Below are 17750 nucleotides of genomic sequence, written 5' to 3' on the forward strand. Positions count from 1 at the left end.
CCGTTCTCCGGGGGCGGCCCGTGTTCGGACCGGAGAGCGGGGCGGCGGGTGGACCGGACTGCGCGCGGCGGGGCGGCCGGAAGCTGGAAGGGGGGACGGGGGGTCGGGGGCGGGACGCGGATCAGGAAAAGGGGAAAGAGGAGACGGGGACTACTCGGTTTTGAGTTCCAGGCGGGCGACCACGCGTTCGCTCACGTGGTGGTTGTTCAGCGTGAACCCCGCCCTGCGGAACATCTCCACCGTCCCCGTGTAGACCTCGGCGCTGGGCGCCCGCCCTCCGGCGGTGTCCACCGGATAGGCCTCCAGGACGCGCGCGCCGTTGGCCCGGGCGTACTCGATCGCCCCGTCCAGCAGGCGGCTGCCCAGGCCGCGCCTGCGCCGACGGGGCGGGAGCCAGAAGCAGACCAGCGACCACACGCCGGGCTCACGGGGATCGGCCGGGCGCAGGGACCGCGACCGCGACAACCGGATGAAGTCCTCCCGGGGCGCCACGGACACCCACCCGCAGGGGCCGTCCTCGTCGTAGGCGAGCAGGCCGGGCACCCGCCCGTCCAGGGTCAGGCGCCGCAGCTCCTCCTTGTTGTCCACACCGCGCTGGGAGCGGTCGCAGGAGGTGCTCGCCGTGTGGTCCTTGGCCCGCCTCCGGAAGAAGGTGCACCAGCAGTGCCCGTAGGCTCCGGTCGGTCCGAACAGGTTCTCCAGGTCTTCCCACCGCTCGGCGGTGGCGGGCTCGATTGAGACGATGGACATCGGACTCCCTCGACGAGACACACGGGCCGCCACAACTGTGATCCAGCACACTAGCGATTATTCGCCGTGACCGAAAGAACACAGATGCACTGAAAAGCCTTACCTGGTGGGTTCTGTCATCTAATGACCCGTTGAAGACGCCGGTGGGGCGGGGGATGCGTTCTCCCCCGCCCCACCGGCGAACGGACCGGAACCCCGTCCGGGGCACGGGACGGCTCGGGGCCCGTGCGGCGCGGGCCCCGACCAGCGGCCCTCAGACCTTGTCGGTCTCGGCCGCAGCCTCCCTCTCCCTGGGCTCCCAGCACTCCACTCCGCGCAGGTCGGGCAGCCGGTCCCGCGTGAACACGGGGTCGATGCCCTGGCGCCGCTGGTCGTTGTAGTCCTTGAGCACCCGTGCCGCGATCGCGGCCAGCGGTGTGATGGCCACGAGGTTGATCAGCGCCATCATGCCCATGGTCGTGTCCGCCAGCGTCCAGACCAGGTCGATCGAGCCCAGCGAGCCGAGGAAGCTGGCCACGAGGAAGACGATCTTGTAGCCGAGCATGACGCGCCGGTCGGCGGTCAGGTACTCCAGGTTCGATTCGCCGTAGTAGTAGTTGCCCAGCACCGACGTGAACGCGACCAGGAGGATGATCAGCGTCATCAGGTGCAGCGCCCAGGGGCCCAGGGCCTCGGTGACCGCGATCTGGGTGAGGTCGCCCTCCAGCTCGCGCTCGGAGCCGCCCTCGTAGCCGATGAGGATGATGAAGGCCGTGATGGAGCAGACCACGAGGGTGTCGAAGTAGACGCCGAGGGTCTGCACCAGGCCCTGCTTGGCGGGGTGGGTGACGGCGGCGCTGGCCGCGGCGTTGGGAGCCGATCCCAGGCCCGCCTCGTTGGAGAACATGCCCCGGCGCACGCCCTGGATGATCACCGTGCCCAGACCGGCGGCGGCGAACTCGCGGATGCCGAAGGCGTGCTCGAAGATGAGCGCGAACATCCCGGGGACGCGCTCGAAGTTCATCCCCACGATGATGACGCCCATGATCAGGTAGATCAGCGCGAAGGCCGGGATCAGCGCCTGCGCGGTGTTGGCGATCCTGCGCACACCGCCGAAGATCACCATCGCGGTGACCGCCACGAGCACGACCCCGACCGCGGCCGACAGCCCCAGGCCCGCGTCCACGTTCATGTTCTGGGCGGAGTTGGTGACGGCCCCGGCGATGGTGTTGCTCTGCACGGCGTTGAAGACCATCGGGAAGGTCAGAATGAGGACGATGGCGAAGAGCACGCCCATCCAGCGCTGGCCCAGGCCCTTCTCCATGTAGTAGGCCGGTCCGCCCCGGTAGCCGGTGGAGTCCCTGACCTTGTAGAGCTGGGCCAGGGTGGACTCGACGAAGCTGGCCGCGCAGACCACGATCGCCATCGTCCACATCCAGAAGACGGCGCCCGGGCCGCCCAGGGAGATGGCGACGGCCACGCCGACGATGTTGCCCGTGCCGATGCGGGCCGCGGCCGAGATCATGAACGCCTGGATGGAGGAGACCGCCTTGCCCCCGTCAGGAGCGGTCTCGGGCTTGCTCTTGAGCACCCGGAACATCTCCGGGAGCATCCGGATCTGGACGGCGCCCGTCCGGACGGTGAGGTAGAGGCTCACCACCACGAGGAGCGGGATCAGGATCCAGGACCAGAAGAAGTCGTTGTTGAACGTCGCGATGGCGTCTGTCAGACGCGCGTCCAGGGTTGGCGCTTGGTCGGCAGGCAACACGGGGAGGGGCTCCTTCGCTCCATAAAAGGACAACCGCTCCCACATACCCCTGAAGTACGCAGAATCACCATCCGGGACACGCCGTGCCCGGATGGTGATGTCCCCGTTATCCGCCTCCGGTCCGCGGAGCCGCCCCGGAGGACCCCGCGCGCGGCCGCGGGCTCAGCCCTCGTGGACCAGGTCGGCGTAGGACGGGTTCTTCTTGAGGTAGGCCCGCGCGAAGGGGCAGATCGGCACGATCTTGAGCCCCCGCGACCGGATGTGGTCCAGGGAGTCGCGCATGAGGCGGCTCGCCACACCCTTGCCCTCGAAGGAGGGGTCGACCTCCACGTGCGGCAGGGCGTACACGCCCTTGTCGATCAGGTGGTAGGCGGAGAACCCCACCACCGCCCCGTCCGCGCTCACCTCGTAGCGCGAGCGCTCCGGAACGTCGACGACCGTCAGGTCCATGGCACTCTCTCCCACTCCCCGTGTTCGCGCACGCGGTGTGCGCGGGCCAATGACCACGTTCCCACACATAACCGCCGCGCACACCCCGGTCACGCGGTGACCGTCCGTGACCGGGACGGGCCGCGGTCCGCCCGGACCGCCCCGGCCGGACGGGCGGCCCGGGCCATACGGGGCCCGAGCCACACAGGCGGCCGGGTCACACGGCGGGCCGCACGGACGGCCTCGGCGTCACGGGAGACCGGACCGCACGAGAGACCGGGCCTCACTGGCGGGCCGCACGGGCGGCCGGGTCACCAGCCCCGGCGGGCGGGCCGCTCCGCCTGCCCCGAGGCGGTCGGGTACCGGTCCCGCGTGCGGTAGACGACGTAGGGACGGAAGAGGTAGCCGATCGGCGCGCTGAACGCGTGCACCAGGCGGGTGAAGGGCAGCAGGGCGAACAGCCCCAGGCCGACGAGGGCGTGCAGCTTGTACGGGGCCTCGGCGGCGGACATCGCCGCGACGTCGGGCTGGAGCACCCAGATGGAGCGGAACCACGGCGACACCGTCCGCCGGTAGTCCTGGGTGTGCCCGCCCGCCACCTCCACCCCGGCGAAGTAGGCGGTCATGCCCAGCCCGGTGACGATGGCCAGGACCAGCACCAGGTACATGAGCTTGTCGTTGCGCGTGGTGGCGCTGAACACCGGCCCCGTCGTGCGGCGGCGCCAGATCAGCAGGACGATCCCGCCGAGCGTGCACACCCCCGCCACCAGCCCGAGCGACAGGGCGGTGACGTGGTAGACGGTGTCGGACACCCCGAGCGCCCGGGTCCAGCCCTCGGGCACGAGCAGCCCCACCGCGTGGCCGCCGATCACCAGGAGCAGGCCGATGTGGAACAGCGGGCTGCCGATCCGCAGCAGCCTGGACTCGTACAGCTCCGACGAACGGGTGGTCCAGCCGAACCGGTCGTACCGGTACCGCCAGACGAGGCCGCCCACCACCAGGACGAGGACCGCGTAGGGCAGGACGCCCCACAGCAGCAGGTCGAGCGCGCCGTACCCGTTCACCGCTCCTCCCGGTCGTACCCGGGGGCCTCGGTCCGCGGCAGCGGCGCCCGCACCCCGTACGGTTCCAGGCCCACGTCCTCGGCGGGCGGCCCCTGGGCCGCGAGCCTGCGCACGGCTTCCAGGTCCCCGCGCTCCTGGGCGGGCAGGGTCATGCGGACCGCGTCCACGATCCGCGCGTAGGGCGTGCCGTGGTCGTGCAGGGTCCGGGCCATCAGCTCCAGACCCGGCCGGAAGCGCAGCAGCAGGGCCTCGCCCGCGCGCGCGTCGCCCCGGGCCGCGAACTCCAGGACCACCGCCAGGTGGTCGGGCAGCTCGCGGTTCTCCACCCGCCACCCGGCCTCGGCGTAGACGCGCTTGATCTCGGCCAGGGCGTGCCCCCTGCGGCGGGTGTCGCCGTCGGTGTAGTAGGTCATGTGCAGGGTCCTGCGCCTGCGCAGGTCGAACACGTCCACGTAGTGCTCGCACAGCTCCAGTTCGGAGACGGTGGAGGCGTGGTCGCAGAACTCCTGGAGCGCCGCGCGCACCCCTCCCCTCGGCAGCTCGGCGACCGCGCGGGCCACCAGCGGCAGGCGTTCGAAGAAGGCCTGGTCGGGGTAGCCGAGCAGGACCGAGGCGGCCTGGTGGGTGACCGCCACGCGGTGCGCCCGGCGGATGGCGCGCGCCTCCCCCAACCAGCCCGTACCGCTCCGTACCGTCCCGTCCGCTCCCCCTGCGTCAGCGGTGGTGCTCATCCTCTCCCCCTCCTCGGCGGCGCGGTCTCGCCGCCACCGCCGCCTTCGTCGTCACCACCCCGTCGGGGTGGGAAGAGCCCTGCGGGTCGGCCGTTGCCGTCCCAGTTGAGGAGGTTGACCCGGCCGCTCGTGTCCGCCTGGGAGTCGCTGGTCTGGCGGGTGCGCAGGGCGTGGAAGTTCTCCACGGTCGCCGCCTGGGGCTGCCCGGAGGCCTCGCCGAAGGGCACGCCCCCGCCCATGCCGCCCATGCCCGGCCCGCCCTCGAAGTCGAGGCTGCACCCGATCTCGTCGATGACCCCGCGGTCGGCCTCGTCCACCCCGTAGGCGGTGGGGATGACGTAGCGCTCGTCGTACTTGGCCAGGGCCAGGAGCCGGTACATGTCCTCGATCTCGGTGCCGGTCATCCCGACGGAGGCGGCGATGGAGTCGTCGCGCTCCCGGCCCAGGTTGATCCGGCGCATGTGGGAGCGCATGGCCGCGAGCCGCCGCAGGACCAGGTCCACGGGGCCGGTGTCGCCCGCGGTGAACAGCTCGGCCAGGTACTCCACGGGGATGCGCAGGGTGTCGATGGCGGCGAAGAGGTTGTCGGCGTCCTCGCCGTCGTGCCCGGTGGAGGAGAGCGCGTCCACCACCGGCGACAGCGGCGGGATGTACCAGACCATCGGCATCGTGCGGTACTCCGGGTGCAGCGGCAGCGCCACCCGGAAGCGCTTGGCCAGCGCGTAGACCGGGGAGCGGGCGGCCGACTCCACCCAGCGGTCGGGGATGCCGTCGCGTCGGGCCGCGGCGCGCACGGCCGGGTCGGTGGGATCGAGGAACACGTCGAGCTGGGCGCGGTACAGGTCCCTCTCGTCCGCCACCGACGCCGCCTCGCGGACCCGGTCGGCGTCGTAGAGGACCACGCCCAGGTAGCGCAGCCGCCCCACACACGTCTCGGAGCAGACGGTGGGCATGCCCACCTCCACCCGCGGGTAGCAGAACGTGCACTTCTCGGCCTTGCCCGTCTTGTGGTTGAAGTAGACCTTCTTGTACGGGCAGCCGGTGACGCACATGCGCCAGCCCCGGCAGCGGTCCTGGTCGACCAGGACGATGCCGTCCTCGACCCGCTTGTACAGGGCGCCGCTGGGGCAGGCGGCCACGCACGACGGGTTGAGGCAGTGCTCGCAGATGCGCGGCAGGTAGAACATGAAGGTCTCCTCGAAGGAGAACCGCACCTTGTCGCCGAGCCTGCGCACGATCGGGTCCCGCCGGGTCAGCTCCGGTCCGCCGCCGAGGTCGTCGTCCCAGTTGGCGCTCCAGCTGACCTTCATGGGCTCGCCGGTGAGCGCCGACCGGGGCTCGGCCACCGGGAAGTCGTCGCCCAGGGGCGCGTTGGTCAGCGTCTCGTAGTCGTAGGTCCAGGGCTCGTAGTAGTCCTGGAGGGAGGGCATCACCGGGTTGGCGAAGATGGTGGCCAGCCGTTTGAGCCGCCCGCCCGCGCGGGGCTTGAGCCGCCCCCTGGCGTCGAGGACCCAGCCGCCCTTCCAGCGCTCCTGGTCCTGGTAGGTGCGCGGGTAGCCCTGCCCGGGCCGAGTCTCGACGTTGTTGAACCACACGTACTCGACGCCGCTGCGGTTGGTCCAGGCCTGCTTGCAGGTGACCGAGCACGTGTGGCAGCCGATGCACTTGTCCAGGTTCATCACCATGGCGACCTGCGCCATGACCCTGCCGACCGGCCGCTCCCCTCCGGAGCCGCCGGTCCCGCCGCCGTGGGCCTGTGCCATCAGTAACGCACCTCCGTGGTCCGCTTGCGCACGACGGTGACCTCGTCGCGCTGGTTGCCGGTCGGGCCGAGGTAGTTGAAGGCGTAGGAGAGCTGCGCGTAGCCGCCGATGAGGTGGGTGGGCTTGACCAGCAGGCGCGTGAGCGAGTTGTGGATGCCGCCGCGCCTGCCGGTGGTCTCGGACTTGGGCACGTCGATGGTGCGCTCCTGGACGTGGTACATGTACACGGTTCCGGCGGGCATCCGGTGCGAGACCACCAGCCGCGCCACCACCACGCCGTTGCGGTTGACCGCCTCCACCCAGTCGTTGTCGGCGGCGCCGATCGCCTCGGCGTCGGCGGGGCTCATCCAGATCGTGGGGCCGCCGCGGGAGAGGGTCTGGAGCAGCAGGTTGTCCTGGTACTCGGAGTGGATCGACCACTTGGAGTGCGGGGTCAGGTAGCGCACGACCACCTCGCGCTGGCCGGTCGGGCCGAGGCGGGGCTCGCCGAACAGGCGGCTGATGTCGAGCGGCGGCCGGTAGACGGGCAGGGCCTCGCCGAACTCGTGCATCCAGTCGTGGTCGAGGTAGAAGTGCTGGCGGCCGGTGAGGGTGTGCCAGGGCTTGTCGTGCTCGACGTTGATGGTGAACGGCGAGTACCGGCGGTCGGGGGCCTCCTTGCCCGACCACTCCGGGCTGGAACCCACCGCCGTGGGACCCCGGCTCGCGTCGGAGAAGACCACCCGGCGCTCGGCGGCCTGGTGGATCAGCTCGTCCATGTCGGTGCCGGTGCGCTCGGCCAGGAGGCGGAAGCCCTGCGCGGCCAGGCGGCCGTTGCTGGTGCCGGACAGCGCCAGGATCATCTCGCAGGCCTTGACGTCGGTGTCCAGGGAGGGGCGTCCGTCGGCGACCCCGCCCCGGACGGCGCCGTTGCGCTGGCGCAGCCACTCCACCTCCCGGTCCGGGGTGAAGGACACGCCCTTGACCGGCAGCCCCTTGGACTCGGCCAGAGGTCCCAGGGCGGCCAGCTTCTGCGCGACCTCGGAGTAGTTGCGGCGCACGGGCACGACGGCGGGCATGGTCCGGCCGGGGACGGGCCGCACGCCCTCCGCCTTCCAGTCCGGCGGGACGCCGTGCGGCTGGGCCAGCTCGCCGGGGGTGTCGTGCTGGTGGGGTACGGCCACCAGGTCGGTGACCTCGTCCAGGTGGTCGGCGGCCAGCGCGCTGAACGCCTTCGCCAGGGCGTGGAAGGCGTCGAAGTCGGTGCGGGTCTCCCAGGGCGGGTCGATGGCCGGGTTGAACGAGTGCACGTAGGGGTGCATGTCCGTGGTGGACAGGTCGTACTTCTCGTACCAGGTCGCGGCGGGCAGCACGATGTCGGACAGCAGGGTCGTGCTGGTCATCCGGAAGTCGATGGACAGCAGCAGGTCGAGCTTGCCCTCGGGGACCTCCTCGCGCCAGGTGACGTCGGCGGGCCGGTCCGCGGGCCCGGCGGGTTCGGCCAGCAGGTTGGAGCGGGTGCCGAGCAGGTGCTTGAGGAAGTACTCGTTGCCCTTGGCCGAGGAGCCGAACAGGTTGGACCGCCACACGGTGAGGACCCGGGGCCAGTTGGCGGGGGCGTCGGGGTCCTCGGCGGCGAAGCGCAGGTCACCGCTGTGGAGCTGGTCGGCGACGTACTCCGCGGGGTCCTGCCCGCGCTCGCGCGCCTCGCGTCCCAGGTCGATCGGGTTGCGGTCGAAGGTCGGGTAGGAGGGCATCCACCCCATGCGGGCCGATGCGGCGACCAGGTCGGCGGTGTGCTGGCCGCGCACCCGCCCCGGGCCGAGCGGCGAGGCGAGGGCGTCGGCGCGGTAGGTGTCGTAGCGCCACTGGTCGGTGTGCAGGTACCAGTAGGAGGTTCCGGCCATGAAGCGCTGCGGCCGGGTCCAGTCCGCGGCGGAGGCGAACGCGGCCCACCCCGCGGAGGTGCGGCACTTCTCCTGGCCGACGTAGTGGGCCCAGCCGCCGCCGTTGACGCCCTGGCAGCCGGTGAGCAGCAGCAGGGACAGGAAGGCGCGGTAGGCGTTCTCGCCGTGGAACCACTGGTTGGTGCCCGCGCCGAGGATGATCATGGCCCGGCCGCCGGACTCCTCGGCGGTGGCGGCGAACTCGCGGGCGATGCGGGCCGCCCGGTCGGCGGGTACCCCGGTGAGTTCGGCCTGCCAGGCGGGCGTGCAGGGCTCGGCGGCGTCGTCGTATCCAGTGGGCCAGGTGCCGGGCAGGTCGTGCCGGTGCACCCCGTAGTGGGCCAGGACCAGGTCGAAGACGGTGGTGACGAGGCGTCCGCCGACCCTGCGGACCGGGACGCCGCGGGTGAGTACCCCGGCCGTGCCGCCGGGGGTGTCGAAGCGGTTCAGGGCGACCTCGGCGGCCTCCCCGCCCTCCGCGTAGAGGGTGAGGGCGGGGACGCGGCCCTCCAGGTCCAGGTTCCACCGTCCGGTCCCGGCCTCGCCCCAGCGGTGGCCGACGGTGCCGTTGGGCGCGACGGGGGCGTCCTCGCCCTCCGGCCAGAACACCGGCTTCCACTCGGCGTTCTCCCCCGTGTCCCCCAGGTCGGCTGCGGTGAGGAACTTGCCGGGGACGAGGCGGCCGTCGCGGCTGTCCAGGGCCACCAGGAACGGCAGGTCGGTGTAGCGGCGCACGTAGTCGTCGAAGCGCGGCGTGGTGCGGTCGACGAACCGCTCCTTGAGGATCACGTGCCCCATGGCCATCGCCAGGGCCCCGTCCGTGCCCGGGTGGGGCGCCAGCCACTCGTCGGCGAACTTGGTGGCGTCGCTGTAGTCCGGGGAGACGACCACCACCTTCTGGCCCCGGTAGCGGGCCTCGGCCATCCAGTGGGCGTCGGGGGTGCGGGTGACGGGGACGTTGGAGCCCCACAGCACCAGGTAGGCGGCGTCCCACCAGTCACCGGACTCGGGGACGTCGGTCTGGTCGCCGAACACCTGCGGCGAGGCCACGGGCAGATCGGCGTACCAGTCGTAGAAGGACAGCATGGAGCCGCCGAGCAGGTTCACGAAGCGCGCGCCCACGCCGTGGGAGACCATCGACATCGCGGGGATCGGCGAGAACCCGGCGACGCGGTCCGGTCCGTACCTGCGGATGGTGAGCACGTGCGCGGCGGCGGCGATCTCCAGGGCCTCGTCCCAGGTGATCCGGACCAGCCCGCCCTTGCCCCGGGCCCGCTGGTAGCGGGCCCGCCGGTCGGGGTCGGTGGTGATCTCCTCCCAGGCCGCCACCGGGTCGCCCAGACGGGCGCGCGCCTCGCGGTACATCCGCACGAGAACGCCGCGCGCGTAGGGATAGCGGACACGGGTGGGCGAATAGGTGTACCAGGAGAAGGCGGCGCCGCGCGGACATCCGCGCGGTTCGTATTCGGGGCGGTCCGGGCCGACCGATGGATAGTCGGTGGCCTGCGTTTCCCAGGTGATGATTCCGTCCTTGACGTAGACGTCCCAGGAACACGAGCCCGTGCAGTTCACGCCGTGCGTGGAACGGACCACGCGGTCGTGGCTCCACCGGTCGCGGTAGAAGGAGTCGCCCTGGCGGCCACCCTTCCTGACCTGGGCGCGGTCGCCGTCCAGCGGCTCGGAGCGGGTGAGGTGGTTGCCCAGCGCCAGAAGGGCGTTCCCCGCTCCGCCTTTTTTGCTTTTCGCCGCCATACGGACAACACCCCATTTACCGTTCCTTGGCCCCCAGCGGGGACGCCGGGCCAGAACCCACTGCATTCCGCCAACAAATATGCCTTCTCCGGCGTGAAAAAGGCGCATCCCACACCGGATCGGGTGACAATCGCCTGGAACGGCGGAGGAAGGAATGCGCATATGCGTACGGAATCGGGAAAAAGGGTGTCGCGCCGCGGCACGGCCGGCGGCAACCTCGCGTTGGCCACGGCGGCGTTCACGCTCACCTTCTGGGCGTGGAACCTCATCGGCCCCCTGTCGCGCACCTACACCGAGAACCTGGGGCTGACACCCACGCAGACCTCGATCCTGGTGGCCTTCCCGGTGCTGGTGGGGGCGTTGGGGCGCATCCCCGTGGGCGCGCTGACCGACCGCTACGGCGGGCGGCTGATGTTCACGGCCCTGTGCTTCGCGAGCATCGTGCCGACGTTCCTGGTGGGGGTCTCGGGCGACTCCTACGGGATGCTGCTGCTGTGGGGATTCGTCCTCGGCGTCGCCGGGACGTCGTTCGCGGTCGGCATCCCGTTCGTGAACGCGTGGTACCCGGCGAACCGGCGCGGGTTCGCGACGGGCGTGTTCGGCGCGGGGATGGGCGGCACCGCCCTGTCGTCCTTCCTCACCCCCCGGCTGGTGGGCGCGGTGGGGCTGTTCACCACCCACCTGCTGCTGTGCGCGGCGCTGGCGGTCATGGGCGTGGTGATGTGGCTGATGTGCCGGGACTCGCCGGACTGGCGGCCGCGCACGGAGCCCGCGCTGCCGCGCATGGGGGAGGCCGTGCGGCTGCGGGCGACCTGGCAGGCGTCGCTGCTGTACGCGGTCGCCTTCGGCGGTTTCGTGGCCTTCTCGACCTACCTGCCGACGCTGCTGACGCTGGCCTACGACTACGCGCAGACCGCCGCGGGTCTGCGCACCGCCGGGTTCGCGGTGGCGGCCGTGGCGGCCCGGCCGGTCGGCGGCGTCCTGTCGGACCGGATCGGCCCGGTGCGGGTGTGCCTGATCTCGTTCCTCGGCACCTGCGTGTTCGCGGTCGTGCTGGCCCTGCACCCGCCCGCGGAGTTCCCGGCCGGTGCCGCGTTCGTGCTGATCGCGCTGTCGCTGGGTTTGGGCACCGGTGCCATGTTCGCGCTGGTGGCCAAGCTGGTGGAGCCGTCGAGGGTGGGCACGGTCACGGGCCTGGTCGGTGCGGCCGGCGGGCTGGGCGGCTACTTCCCGCCGCTGCTCATGGGGGCGGTGTACCAGGCGACCGGGGCCTACACGCTGGGCTTCGTACTGTTGGCGGCGGTCGCCCTGGCGGTGGCCCTGTACACCTGGCGGGCCTTCGCCCACGTGCGGGGATGAGGCGGCCGGAAGCGACCCCGGTCGTCAGGACGCCCCGCGCCGCGCCGGGGAGCCGCCCCACGAGACCGGGAAGCGGAGGCCGCGCGCGGAAGCGGGTGGGCCCGCGCGCAAGCGGTCAGGGAGCCGCACGGAAGCGATGGGCACCGCACGGGAGCGAGCGGGCCCCGCGTGGAATCGGGTGGGCACCGCGGCGTTCGTCCACAGCCTGTGGACGAACGCCGCGACCGGAAGGGACGGGGCCCGGGTGACCGCGAAGACTCGCAGGCCCCGACCAGCCGCCACCGCGGGTCGGGAACCCCGTGTCACCCCAGCGACGGTTCCGGCGGTCCGGCTCAGGGCGCGATGTCGCGGGCGCGCACCAGCACCGCGGCCCGGTTGCCCACCTTCACCCGCTCCAACGCGCGCACGCCCTCGGGCAGGGAGACCCGCCGGGTGCGGGCGGTCACCACCACGACGGCGTGCTCGGGCAGCACCCGGCCCAGGGAGGCCAGCAGCCCCCGCATCGGCTCACCGGCGCCGCCGGGAACGTTCCCCTCCCACCGCGTCATCTCGCCGTAGGGCACGTCCGTCACCACCAGGTCGGCTTCCACGCCCTCCTCCAGGGAGAACACGTCGGCCACGGCCGCCTCGTGGGGCAGGTCGCCGCCCTGCGCGGCCAGCCCCGCCGCCAGATCGCGGGCGGCCTCGGCGCGCTCCACGAAGGCCACGCGGCCGAAGTCCCGGGCGGAGCGGCGCAGCTCCTCCTCGCGTTCGGCGAGCCCCTCGGCGGTCAGCAGCCGGAGGTTGCGCGCGGCCAGGGCGACCGCGTCGGCGTCCACGTCGGTGGCCCGGACACCGGTGAGCAGGTCGCGGTGGAGCAGGCCCAGCACCGTCGCCAGGTACCCGCTGCCGCAGCACGGGTCCCACAGGCGGACGGGCTCCCCTCCGGTGTGCACCATCGCGCGCTGGAACAGCTCACTGGCCAGCCGCACCGGAAAACCCGGAAAGCCCGGCGCGGACCGCAGCACGTGTCCGCCCGCCAGGGCCGAATGGTCGGTCCGCTCGACGGCGTACCGGTAACCCAAGGTCCCTCATGCCCTTCTGTGTCCGTGTCGGCCGCAGAACGCCGAAGGCCCGGTGTCTGATCGACACCGGGCCTCCATCATGCGGTCCTGACGGGATTTGAACCCGCGGCCTCCACCTTGACAGGGTGGCGAGCACTCCTAACTGCTCCACAGGACCTCGCTGCATGAACAACTCTAGCGCGACTTCGGAGTGCTTCGTACCGGCGGCCGCCTAGAGTGGCGGGAAACGCCCCGGAGAGTGGAAGGAACCGGCGTGAACGAGTTCTCGGCACCCCTGCCGTCGGGCCCGGAGAGCACCCGGGTCGACCGCTGGCTGTGGGCGGTACGCCTCACGAAGACGCGCTCGGACGCGGCCCAGGCCTGCCGGGGCGGGCACGTGCGGGTCAACGACCGCCCGGCCAAACCCGCCACCACGGTCAAGGCCGGCGACGAGGTGCGCGTCCGGCTGCACGGGACCACGCGCACGGTCGATGTGGGCCATGTCATCGAGAAGCGCGTGAGCGCGCCGATCGCCGCGCGCTGCTACACCGACAGGACGCCGACGCCTCCGCCGCAGGCGACCACGCCCGTCATCAGGCGCGACCGGGGAGCCGGACGGCCGACCAAGCGCGACCGCCGCATGCTGGACAGGCTGCGCAGCGACTTCCCGCCGGGTCCGCCCGCTCCGTAGCGCACGGTCGGCGAATGCGGTCGGCGGCCCTGGTCGGCGGAAACGGGCGCGGTCGGCGGGAACGGCCGCGCCCGGGGTCCGGACCCCGCCGACCGGTCCCACCGGTCAGTCCCGCGCGGGAAGCGGGTGCTCCGCCAGGAAGTCCAGCACCTCGCGCGTGGCCTTGGCCGCGTCCTCGTGCAGGTAGCCGTGGCGCATGCCGGGCAGGACCAGCAGCCGGGCGTCGGGGACGCGCTCCGCCAGCAGGGCGGCGTTGCCGACCGGGGTGAGGACGTCGTCCTCACCGTGCACGACCAGCGTCGGCGCCTGGATGGAGGGCAGCAGGTCCCAGCCGTCGTAGCCCGAGCTGGCGCCGAAGTGCAGGCGCTGGGCGCGCAGCGGTCCGCGAGGCAGGACGCGGGTGACCGTGTCGGGGTGGGCGGCGGCCCACTCGGGGCCGTAGAAGAGTTCGGCGATCAGGTCGCGCCCCTCGGCCGTACTGGCCCGGCGCAGCGCGAGGGTGGCCGACCTCGGGCGTTCCACCTCGTTGCTCCCGCCCGGCGCCGTGGAGCCCAGCACGAGCGCGCCGAGGCGTCCGGGCCGGGTGGCCGCGAAGGTCTGGGCGACCTTCCCGCCCATGGAGAACCCGTAGACGTGCGTGCGGGGGATGTCCAGGGCGTCCAGGACGGTGAGGGCGTCGTCCACGAACAGGCCGAAGGTGTAGGGCTCGTCCAGGGGCGCGTCGCTGCCGCCGGTCCCCCGGAAGTCCATCCGCACGACCCTGTGGCGCCGGGCCAGGTCGGCGTGCACCCCGTCCCACATCTCGTGGTCGAGGGACTGCCCGTTGAGGAGCAGGAGCGGGTCGCCCTGCCCGAGGACGTCGTACCAGATCCGGGTTCCGTCAGCTGCGGTCACGTGGCTCACGGGTCCGGACACTACCCGAGGAGCCCCGCGCACGCCGTGGTCGGCGTCACCCCGCCGCAAGGGCGTTCCGTGCGCTCGGGGCGCGGTGCCCGGGACGGTCCCGGCCGTCCGCCGCCCCCGAGCACGGGACCGGGCGCTGTGCGGGTCAGTCGAAGGTCAGAGGCCGGGGTGTGAAGGAGAAGGTGTGCGGGTCCGGGTCCGCGTCCGGGTACTGCGGCTTGTCCTCCCCGAAGAAGGACGCGAAACGCAGGACCCCTCCCGGCGCCTCGTGCGCGCCCCGAGCGAAGTCGGCCACGTCGGTGTTGCCCGTGGAGAGGTTGGCGTCGACGTAGTAGACCATGTCCAGGCCCGTACGGAACACCGTCTCCTCACGGGGACGGGGGTTCCTTTCTACGCACTGCCTGCGACGCTCTGGGGTCGCGAACCCTGGAAATCAGGAAGCCCCGTACTTCGGAACTCCCGGAGTACGGGGCTTCGCGGGAGGGCACGAGCATGCGGCGGGCAGCCGCCGGGGACCGCCGCCGTCCACCGACGACCACCGACCAACGCAAAGGCCCCGCCGCCTGCTTCCGCAGGTGGCGGGGCCTTCGTGCATGTCTGCCTGGAGTGGCTAGGGGCGGGGTCGAACCGCCGACCTTCCGCTTTTCAGTAGGTCACGCTGAGTCCAGCGGGACCCACTCTGACCTGCACTAACAGTTCCGCAGGCTCAGTTCTGTCGGAACGTGGCCGTACATTGGTCGCTGCCAGCCTCGGAGCGGTTCGAGGACGCGACACCGAACTACGTTCTGAATTCAATTGATCACAGGACGAATCCAACTCCTTGAGCGTCACGGCGACAGCTTTCCTTGAACAGGGGCCGTGATACTTTCCGACCCGATTTGCCAGCGCTGAAGAGGAAAAGATGCAAGAGTGGAGGTGGAGACCTTCCGTCTTCAGGGGCCTTCACCTCAATGATCCGCAAGGAGAACCAGAGTATGACCGAGGTAGACGTTGACGAGCTACTTGACGCGCTCGACGATAACGTCAAGAACCAGATTGCATCCATGCCCGCTGTTGTGGACAAGGGCGACAGCCTGGATGTAGAGAAGCTACCGATCGAGGCTCGCCAGTGGTATAAACTGACCGATGTCGTGGCTGTGGTAGCTGACCTTAAGAACTCAACAAAGCTAGGGACAGGCAAGCGCGCCGCCTCTACGGCCAGTATTTACGATGCAAGCACCGGCAGCGTCGTCAAAGTCTTCAACAAATTCGATGCCGACTTTCTTGCCATTCAAGGCGACGGAGCTTTCGCTCTCTACTGGGGAGACAAAAGGTACGAGCGCGCTATGTGCTCAGCCATCACCATCAAGACATTTAGCGACAGCATGGTAAGTCGCCTCAAGGATAAATGGAACAGTCTCCCTGAGACGGGGTTCAAGGTCGGAGTTGCGAGTAGCCGCCTGTTGGTGAAGCGAATTGGAACACCCCGAAACCACGCCCAGCAAGAGCCGGTCTGGGCGGGAAAGGCAGTTAACTATGCAGCCAAGGCCGCCCAGGGCGCCAACTGTGGTGAAATAGTCGTCACCGGCAGCGTGTGGGATTCTGTCGAGAAGAACGACTTTTTGGCTATCAGTTGCCCCTGCCACGGTGGACCGGGGCTGAACATCTGGTCTGACATTGAGATCGATCGCCTTCCTGACGGAGACCCCGAGGCCAAAGGACGCATGCTAACCGCGGGCTGGTGCGTGACCCACGGCGAAGAGTACTGCACTGCCATCCTAGAAGGCCGCAAAAAGCGAGAGGATGCCAAGGATCTACGCGAAGCCCTCCAGAAGAGCAAGATGCGGAATGCAGTTCGACTCAAGGCCCAGCGTGACCGTCAGTTCCTTCGTGATCGGCGCAGGGGGTTGACATCGTGATATGGCGACTCTTCAAAAAAGACGAACCGGAACAGGAAGTAGCGCCTACCGCTGATCCCGAACAGGCATGGAAGACTCTCGCCTTAGTGAACGAATGGCTGAGGCATGCCGAAACCAAGCTGGGATTCGTTCTTGCAGCAACAGGAGTTAGTGGAGGAGTCCTCTTTAATCTTGTCAAGGATCAACAGAATACAAGCCTCGTTTTCAACATATTCGCCACCATTTGCTGCCTTTCCGCAGTAGCAGCTGGCACGTTCGCTATTGTTGGGTTATACCCGAAGACAAGCATCGACAAGAGCAACCCGGGAAGCAATCCCCTCTTCTTCGGCGACATCGCTCGCATATATGAAAAGAACGGGGCAGGATACGTTGTTCGACTTCAGTCAACCATCAAAGATTCGGTCGAGATCGTAGATCTCATTGGCCACCAAATCCATGCAAACTCCGTTATCGCTCGGAGAAAATACCGATGGGCCGACCGAGCCTTGAAGGTTCTATTTGCAGACGTGACATTACTCGGGATTGTCGCTTTTCTTATCGCCATGAATTGGTAACTCTGAAATATTAGCAATAAATTGGGAGTCCGAGTTTCCACTCAGACTCCCCAACCCCTTCTACTCAGGGTTCAATACGTAGATCGATCGTCGTCTGCATCTTCCCAGGTACGGTCCATTGACCCCTTGAGCATGTCCACGTGGTCGACGACCGGCGCGACTCCGAAGGAACGCAGCATCAGCATGGCGGCCTGCTCAGGCTTCGGGTCGTCCTGGGCGATCGGTTCGAGACCTTCGCTCTCCAGGAGTTCCCTCACCTGTCGCACGAGTTTGTTGCGGTCGTAGCTCTGATACATGCTCACGCCTCCCAGCGCTTGCCGGTGATCCGCTCGTAGACCTCGATGTACCGGGCCTGGGTCGCCTCCACGATCTCATCCGGGATCTCGGGGCCGGGAGGGGTCCGGTCCCAATCGGTGACGGTGCTGGACCAGTCACGGACGAACTGCTTGTCGAACGCGTGCTGGGGCCTGCCCGGCTGCCAGTCGTCCGCGGGCCAGAACCGCGAGGAGTCGGAGGTCAGCACTTCGTCGGCGAGCACGAGCGTGCCGTCCGCCGCGCGGCCGAACTCCAGCTTGGTGTCGGCGATGATGATGCCGCGCTCAGCCGCGATCTCAGCGCCGCGCTTGTACACGTCCAGCGTCACCGTGCGCAGGCGGTCGGCGGTCTCCTGGCCGATCTCCTCGACCACGTCCGCGAAGGTGATGAACTCGTCGTGGCCCTCAGTCGCCTTGGTCGTCGGGGTGAAGATCGGCTCCGGAAGCTTGGACGCCTCCACCAGGCCCTCAGAAAGCTTGATCCCCGAGACCGTGCCCTGCTTCTCGTACTCCTTGAGCCCGAGGCCCGCGAGGTAGCCGCGGGCGATCCACTCGACCGGGAGCATGGTGAGCTTCTGGCAGCGCACGGCCCGCCCGGCCCACTCCTCCGGGACGTCCGTCGCGGAGATGATGTGGTTGGGCACCACGTCGGCGAGCTGCTCGAACCACCACAGCGAGAGCTGGGTGAGGACCTTGCCCTTGTCGGGGATGGGGGTGGGCAGCACGACGTCGTAGACGCTCACGCGGTCCGAGGCCACCAGGATGAGGTCGTCACCGTCGGCGTAGACGTCGCGCACCTTGCCCGAGTGCAGCAGTTCCATGTCGCT

The 17750-nt window shown here is 69.9% G+C and carries 16 protein-coding genes and 1 tRNA gene; 4 read left to right on the forward strand and 13 right to left on the reverse strand.

All coding sequences use genetic code 11. The features are described 5' to 3' along the window. Positions 1-150 precede the first annotated feature (150 nt). From NDAS_RS21845 to NDAS_RS21875, 7 genes are all read right to left on the reverse strand, one after another. Positions 151-750, reverse strand: coding sequence for a GNAT family N-acetyltransferase (locus NDAS_RS21845; RefSeq protein ID WP_013155419.1), 600 nt, complete (start codon positions 748-750; stop codon positions 151-153). A gap of 253 nt (positions 751-1003) precedes the next feature. Then, positions 1004-2497: an alanine/glycine:cation symporter family protein gene (locus NDAS_RS21850; RefSeq protein WP_013155420.1), complete on the reverse strand. Its 1494-nt coding sequence runs from the start codon at positions 2495-2497 to the stop codon at positions 1004-1006. 162 nt (positions 2498-2659) lie between these two features. Next, a complete protein-coding gene (locus NDAS_RS21855; RefSeq protein WP_013155421.1) occupies positions 2660-2947 on the reverse strand; it encodes a GNAT family N-acetyltransferase in 288 nt (95 codons plus the stop codon). A 290-nt stretch (positions 2948-3237) separates the two neighbouring features. Then, complete coding sequence (narI, locus tag NDAS_RS21860; protein WP_013155422.1) at positions 3238-3990, reverse strand: respiratory nitrate reductase subunit gamma; 753 nt, start codon at positions 3988-3990, stop codon at positions 3238-3240. Then, a complete protein-coding gene (gene narJ, locus NDAS_RS21865) occupies positions 3987-4721 on the reverse strand; it encodes a nitrate reductase molybdenum cofactor assembly chaperone (protein ID WP_013155423.1) in 735 nt (244 codons plus the stop codon). Before narJ ends, narI begins: the two co-directional genes overlap by 4 nt. Then, on the reverse strand, positions 4718-6484 hold the full coding sequence (gene narH / locus NDAS_RS21870; protein ID WP_013155424.1) for a nitrate reductase subunit beta: 1767 nt from the start codon (positions 6482-6484) through the stop codon (positions 4718-4720). The genes narJ and narH overlap by 4 nt, the downstream gene beginning before the upstream one ends. Next, on the reverse strand, positions 6484-10161 hold the full coding sequence (locus NDAS_RS21875; RefSeq protein ID WP_013155425.1) for a nitrate reductase subunit alpha: 3678 nt from the start codon (positions 10159-10161) through the stop codon (positions 6484-6486). Before NDAS_RS21875 ends, narH begins: the two co-directional genes overlap by 1 nt. 162 nt (positions 10162-10323) lie before the next feature. Here NDAS_RS21875 and NDAS_RS21880 point away from each other — a divergent pair, with 162 nt between their 5' ends. After that, positions 10324-11520: an MFS transporter gene (locus NDAS_RS21880; protein ID WP_013155426.1), complete on the forward strand. Its 1197-nt coding sequence runs from the start codon at positions 10324-10326 to the stop codon at positions 11518-11520. Between the two features lie 332 nt (positions 11521-11852). Here the strand turns inward: NDAS_RS21880 and NDAS_RS21885 are convergent, their stop codons facing one another. Both NDAS_RS21885 and NDAS_RS21890 read right to left on the reverse strand, forming a co-directional pair. Next, positions 11853-12584 carry an rRNA methyltransferase gene (locus tag NDAS_RS21885; protein ID WP_013155427.1) on the reverse strand — a complete coding sequence of 244 codons (732 nt, stop codon included), beginning with the start codon at positions 12582-12584 and terminating at the stop codon, positions 11853-11855. 82 nt (positions 12585-12666) lie between these two features. Beyond that, positions 12667-12741, reverse strand: a tRNA-Asp gene (locus tag NDAS_RS21890). 96 nt (positions 12742-12837) lie between these two features. On the opposite strand from NDAS_RS21890, the gene NDAS_RS21895 reads away from it, so the two are divergent. Beyond that, positions 12838-13254, forward strand: coding sequence for an RNA-binding S4 domain-containing protein (locus NDAS_RS21895; protein ID WP_013155428.1), 417 nt, complete (start codon positions 12838-12840; stop codon positions 13252-13254). 105 nt (positions 13255-13359) lie between these two features. On the opposite strand, the gene NDAS_RS21900 is transcribed toward NDAS_RS21895, so the two are convergent. Beyond that, entirely contained in the window at positions 13360-14169 is an 810-nt protein-coding gene (locus tag NDAS_RS21900) for an alpha/beta fold hydrolase (protein WP_174546463.1), read from the reverse strand. Positions 14170-14302: 133 nt separating this feature from the next. Continuing rightward, on the reverse strand, positions 14303-14518 hold the full coding sequence (locus NDAS_RS21905; protein ID WP_013155430.1) for a hypothetical protein: 216 nt from the start codon (positions 14516-14518) through the stop codon (positions 14303-14305). Positions 14519-15131: 613 nt separating this feature from the next. Between NDAS_RS21905 and NDAS_RS28690 the strand changes: the two genes are divergently transcribed. Both NDAS_RS28690 and NDAS_RS28695 read left to right on the forward strand, forming a co-directional pair. Then, positions 15132-16055, forward strand: coding sequence for an adenylate/guanylate cyclase domain-containing protein (locus NDAS_RS28690; RefSeq protein WP_013155431.1), 924 nt, complete (start codon positions 15132-15134; stop codon positions 16053-16055). After that, positions 16052-16609, forward strand: a complete 558-nt coding sequence (locus tag NDAS_RS28695; RefSeq protein WP_126625011.1) for a Pycsar system effector family protein — start codon at positions 16052-16054, stop codon at positions 16607-16609. The genes NDAS_RS28690 and NDAS_RS28695 overlap by 4 nt, the downstream gene beginning before the upstream one ends. A gap of 71 nt (positions 16610-16680) precedes the next feature. On the opposite strand, the gene NDAS_RS21910 is transcribed toward NDAS_RS28695, so the two are convergent. After that, a complete protein-coding gene (locus tag NDAS_RS21910; protein ID WP_013155432.1) occupies positions 16681-16905 on the reverse strand; it encodes a hypothetical protein in 225 nt (74 codons plus the stop codon). Positions 16906-16907: 2 nt separating this feature from the next. After that, positions 16908-17744, reverse strand: coding sequence for a phosphoribosylaminoimidazolesuccinocarboxamide synthase (locus NDAS_RS21915; protein WP_013155433.1), 837 nt, complete (start codon positions 17742-17744; stop codon positions 16908-16910). Positions 17745-17750 lie beyond the last annotated feature (6 nt).

Origin of the sequence: Nocardiopsis dassonvillei subsp. dassonvillei DSM 43111, assembly GCF_000092985.1 — a bacterium.
In the GTDB taxonomy this organism is placed as follows: Bacteria; Actinomycetota; Actinomycetes; order Streptosporangiales; family Streptosporangiaceae; genus Nocardiopsis; species Nocardiopsis dassonvillei.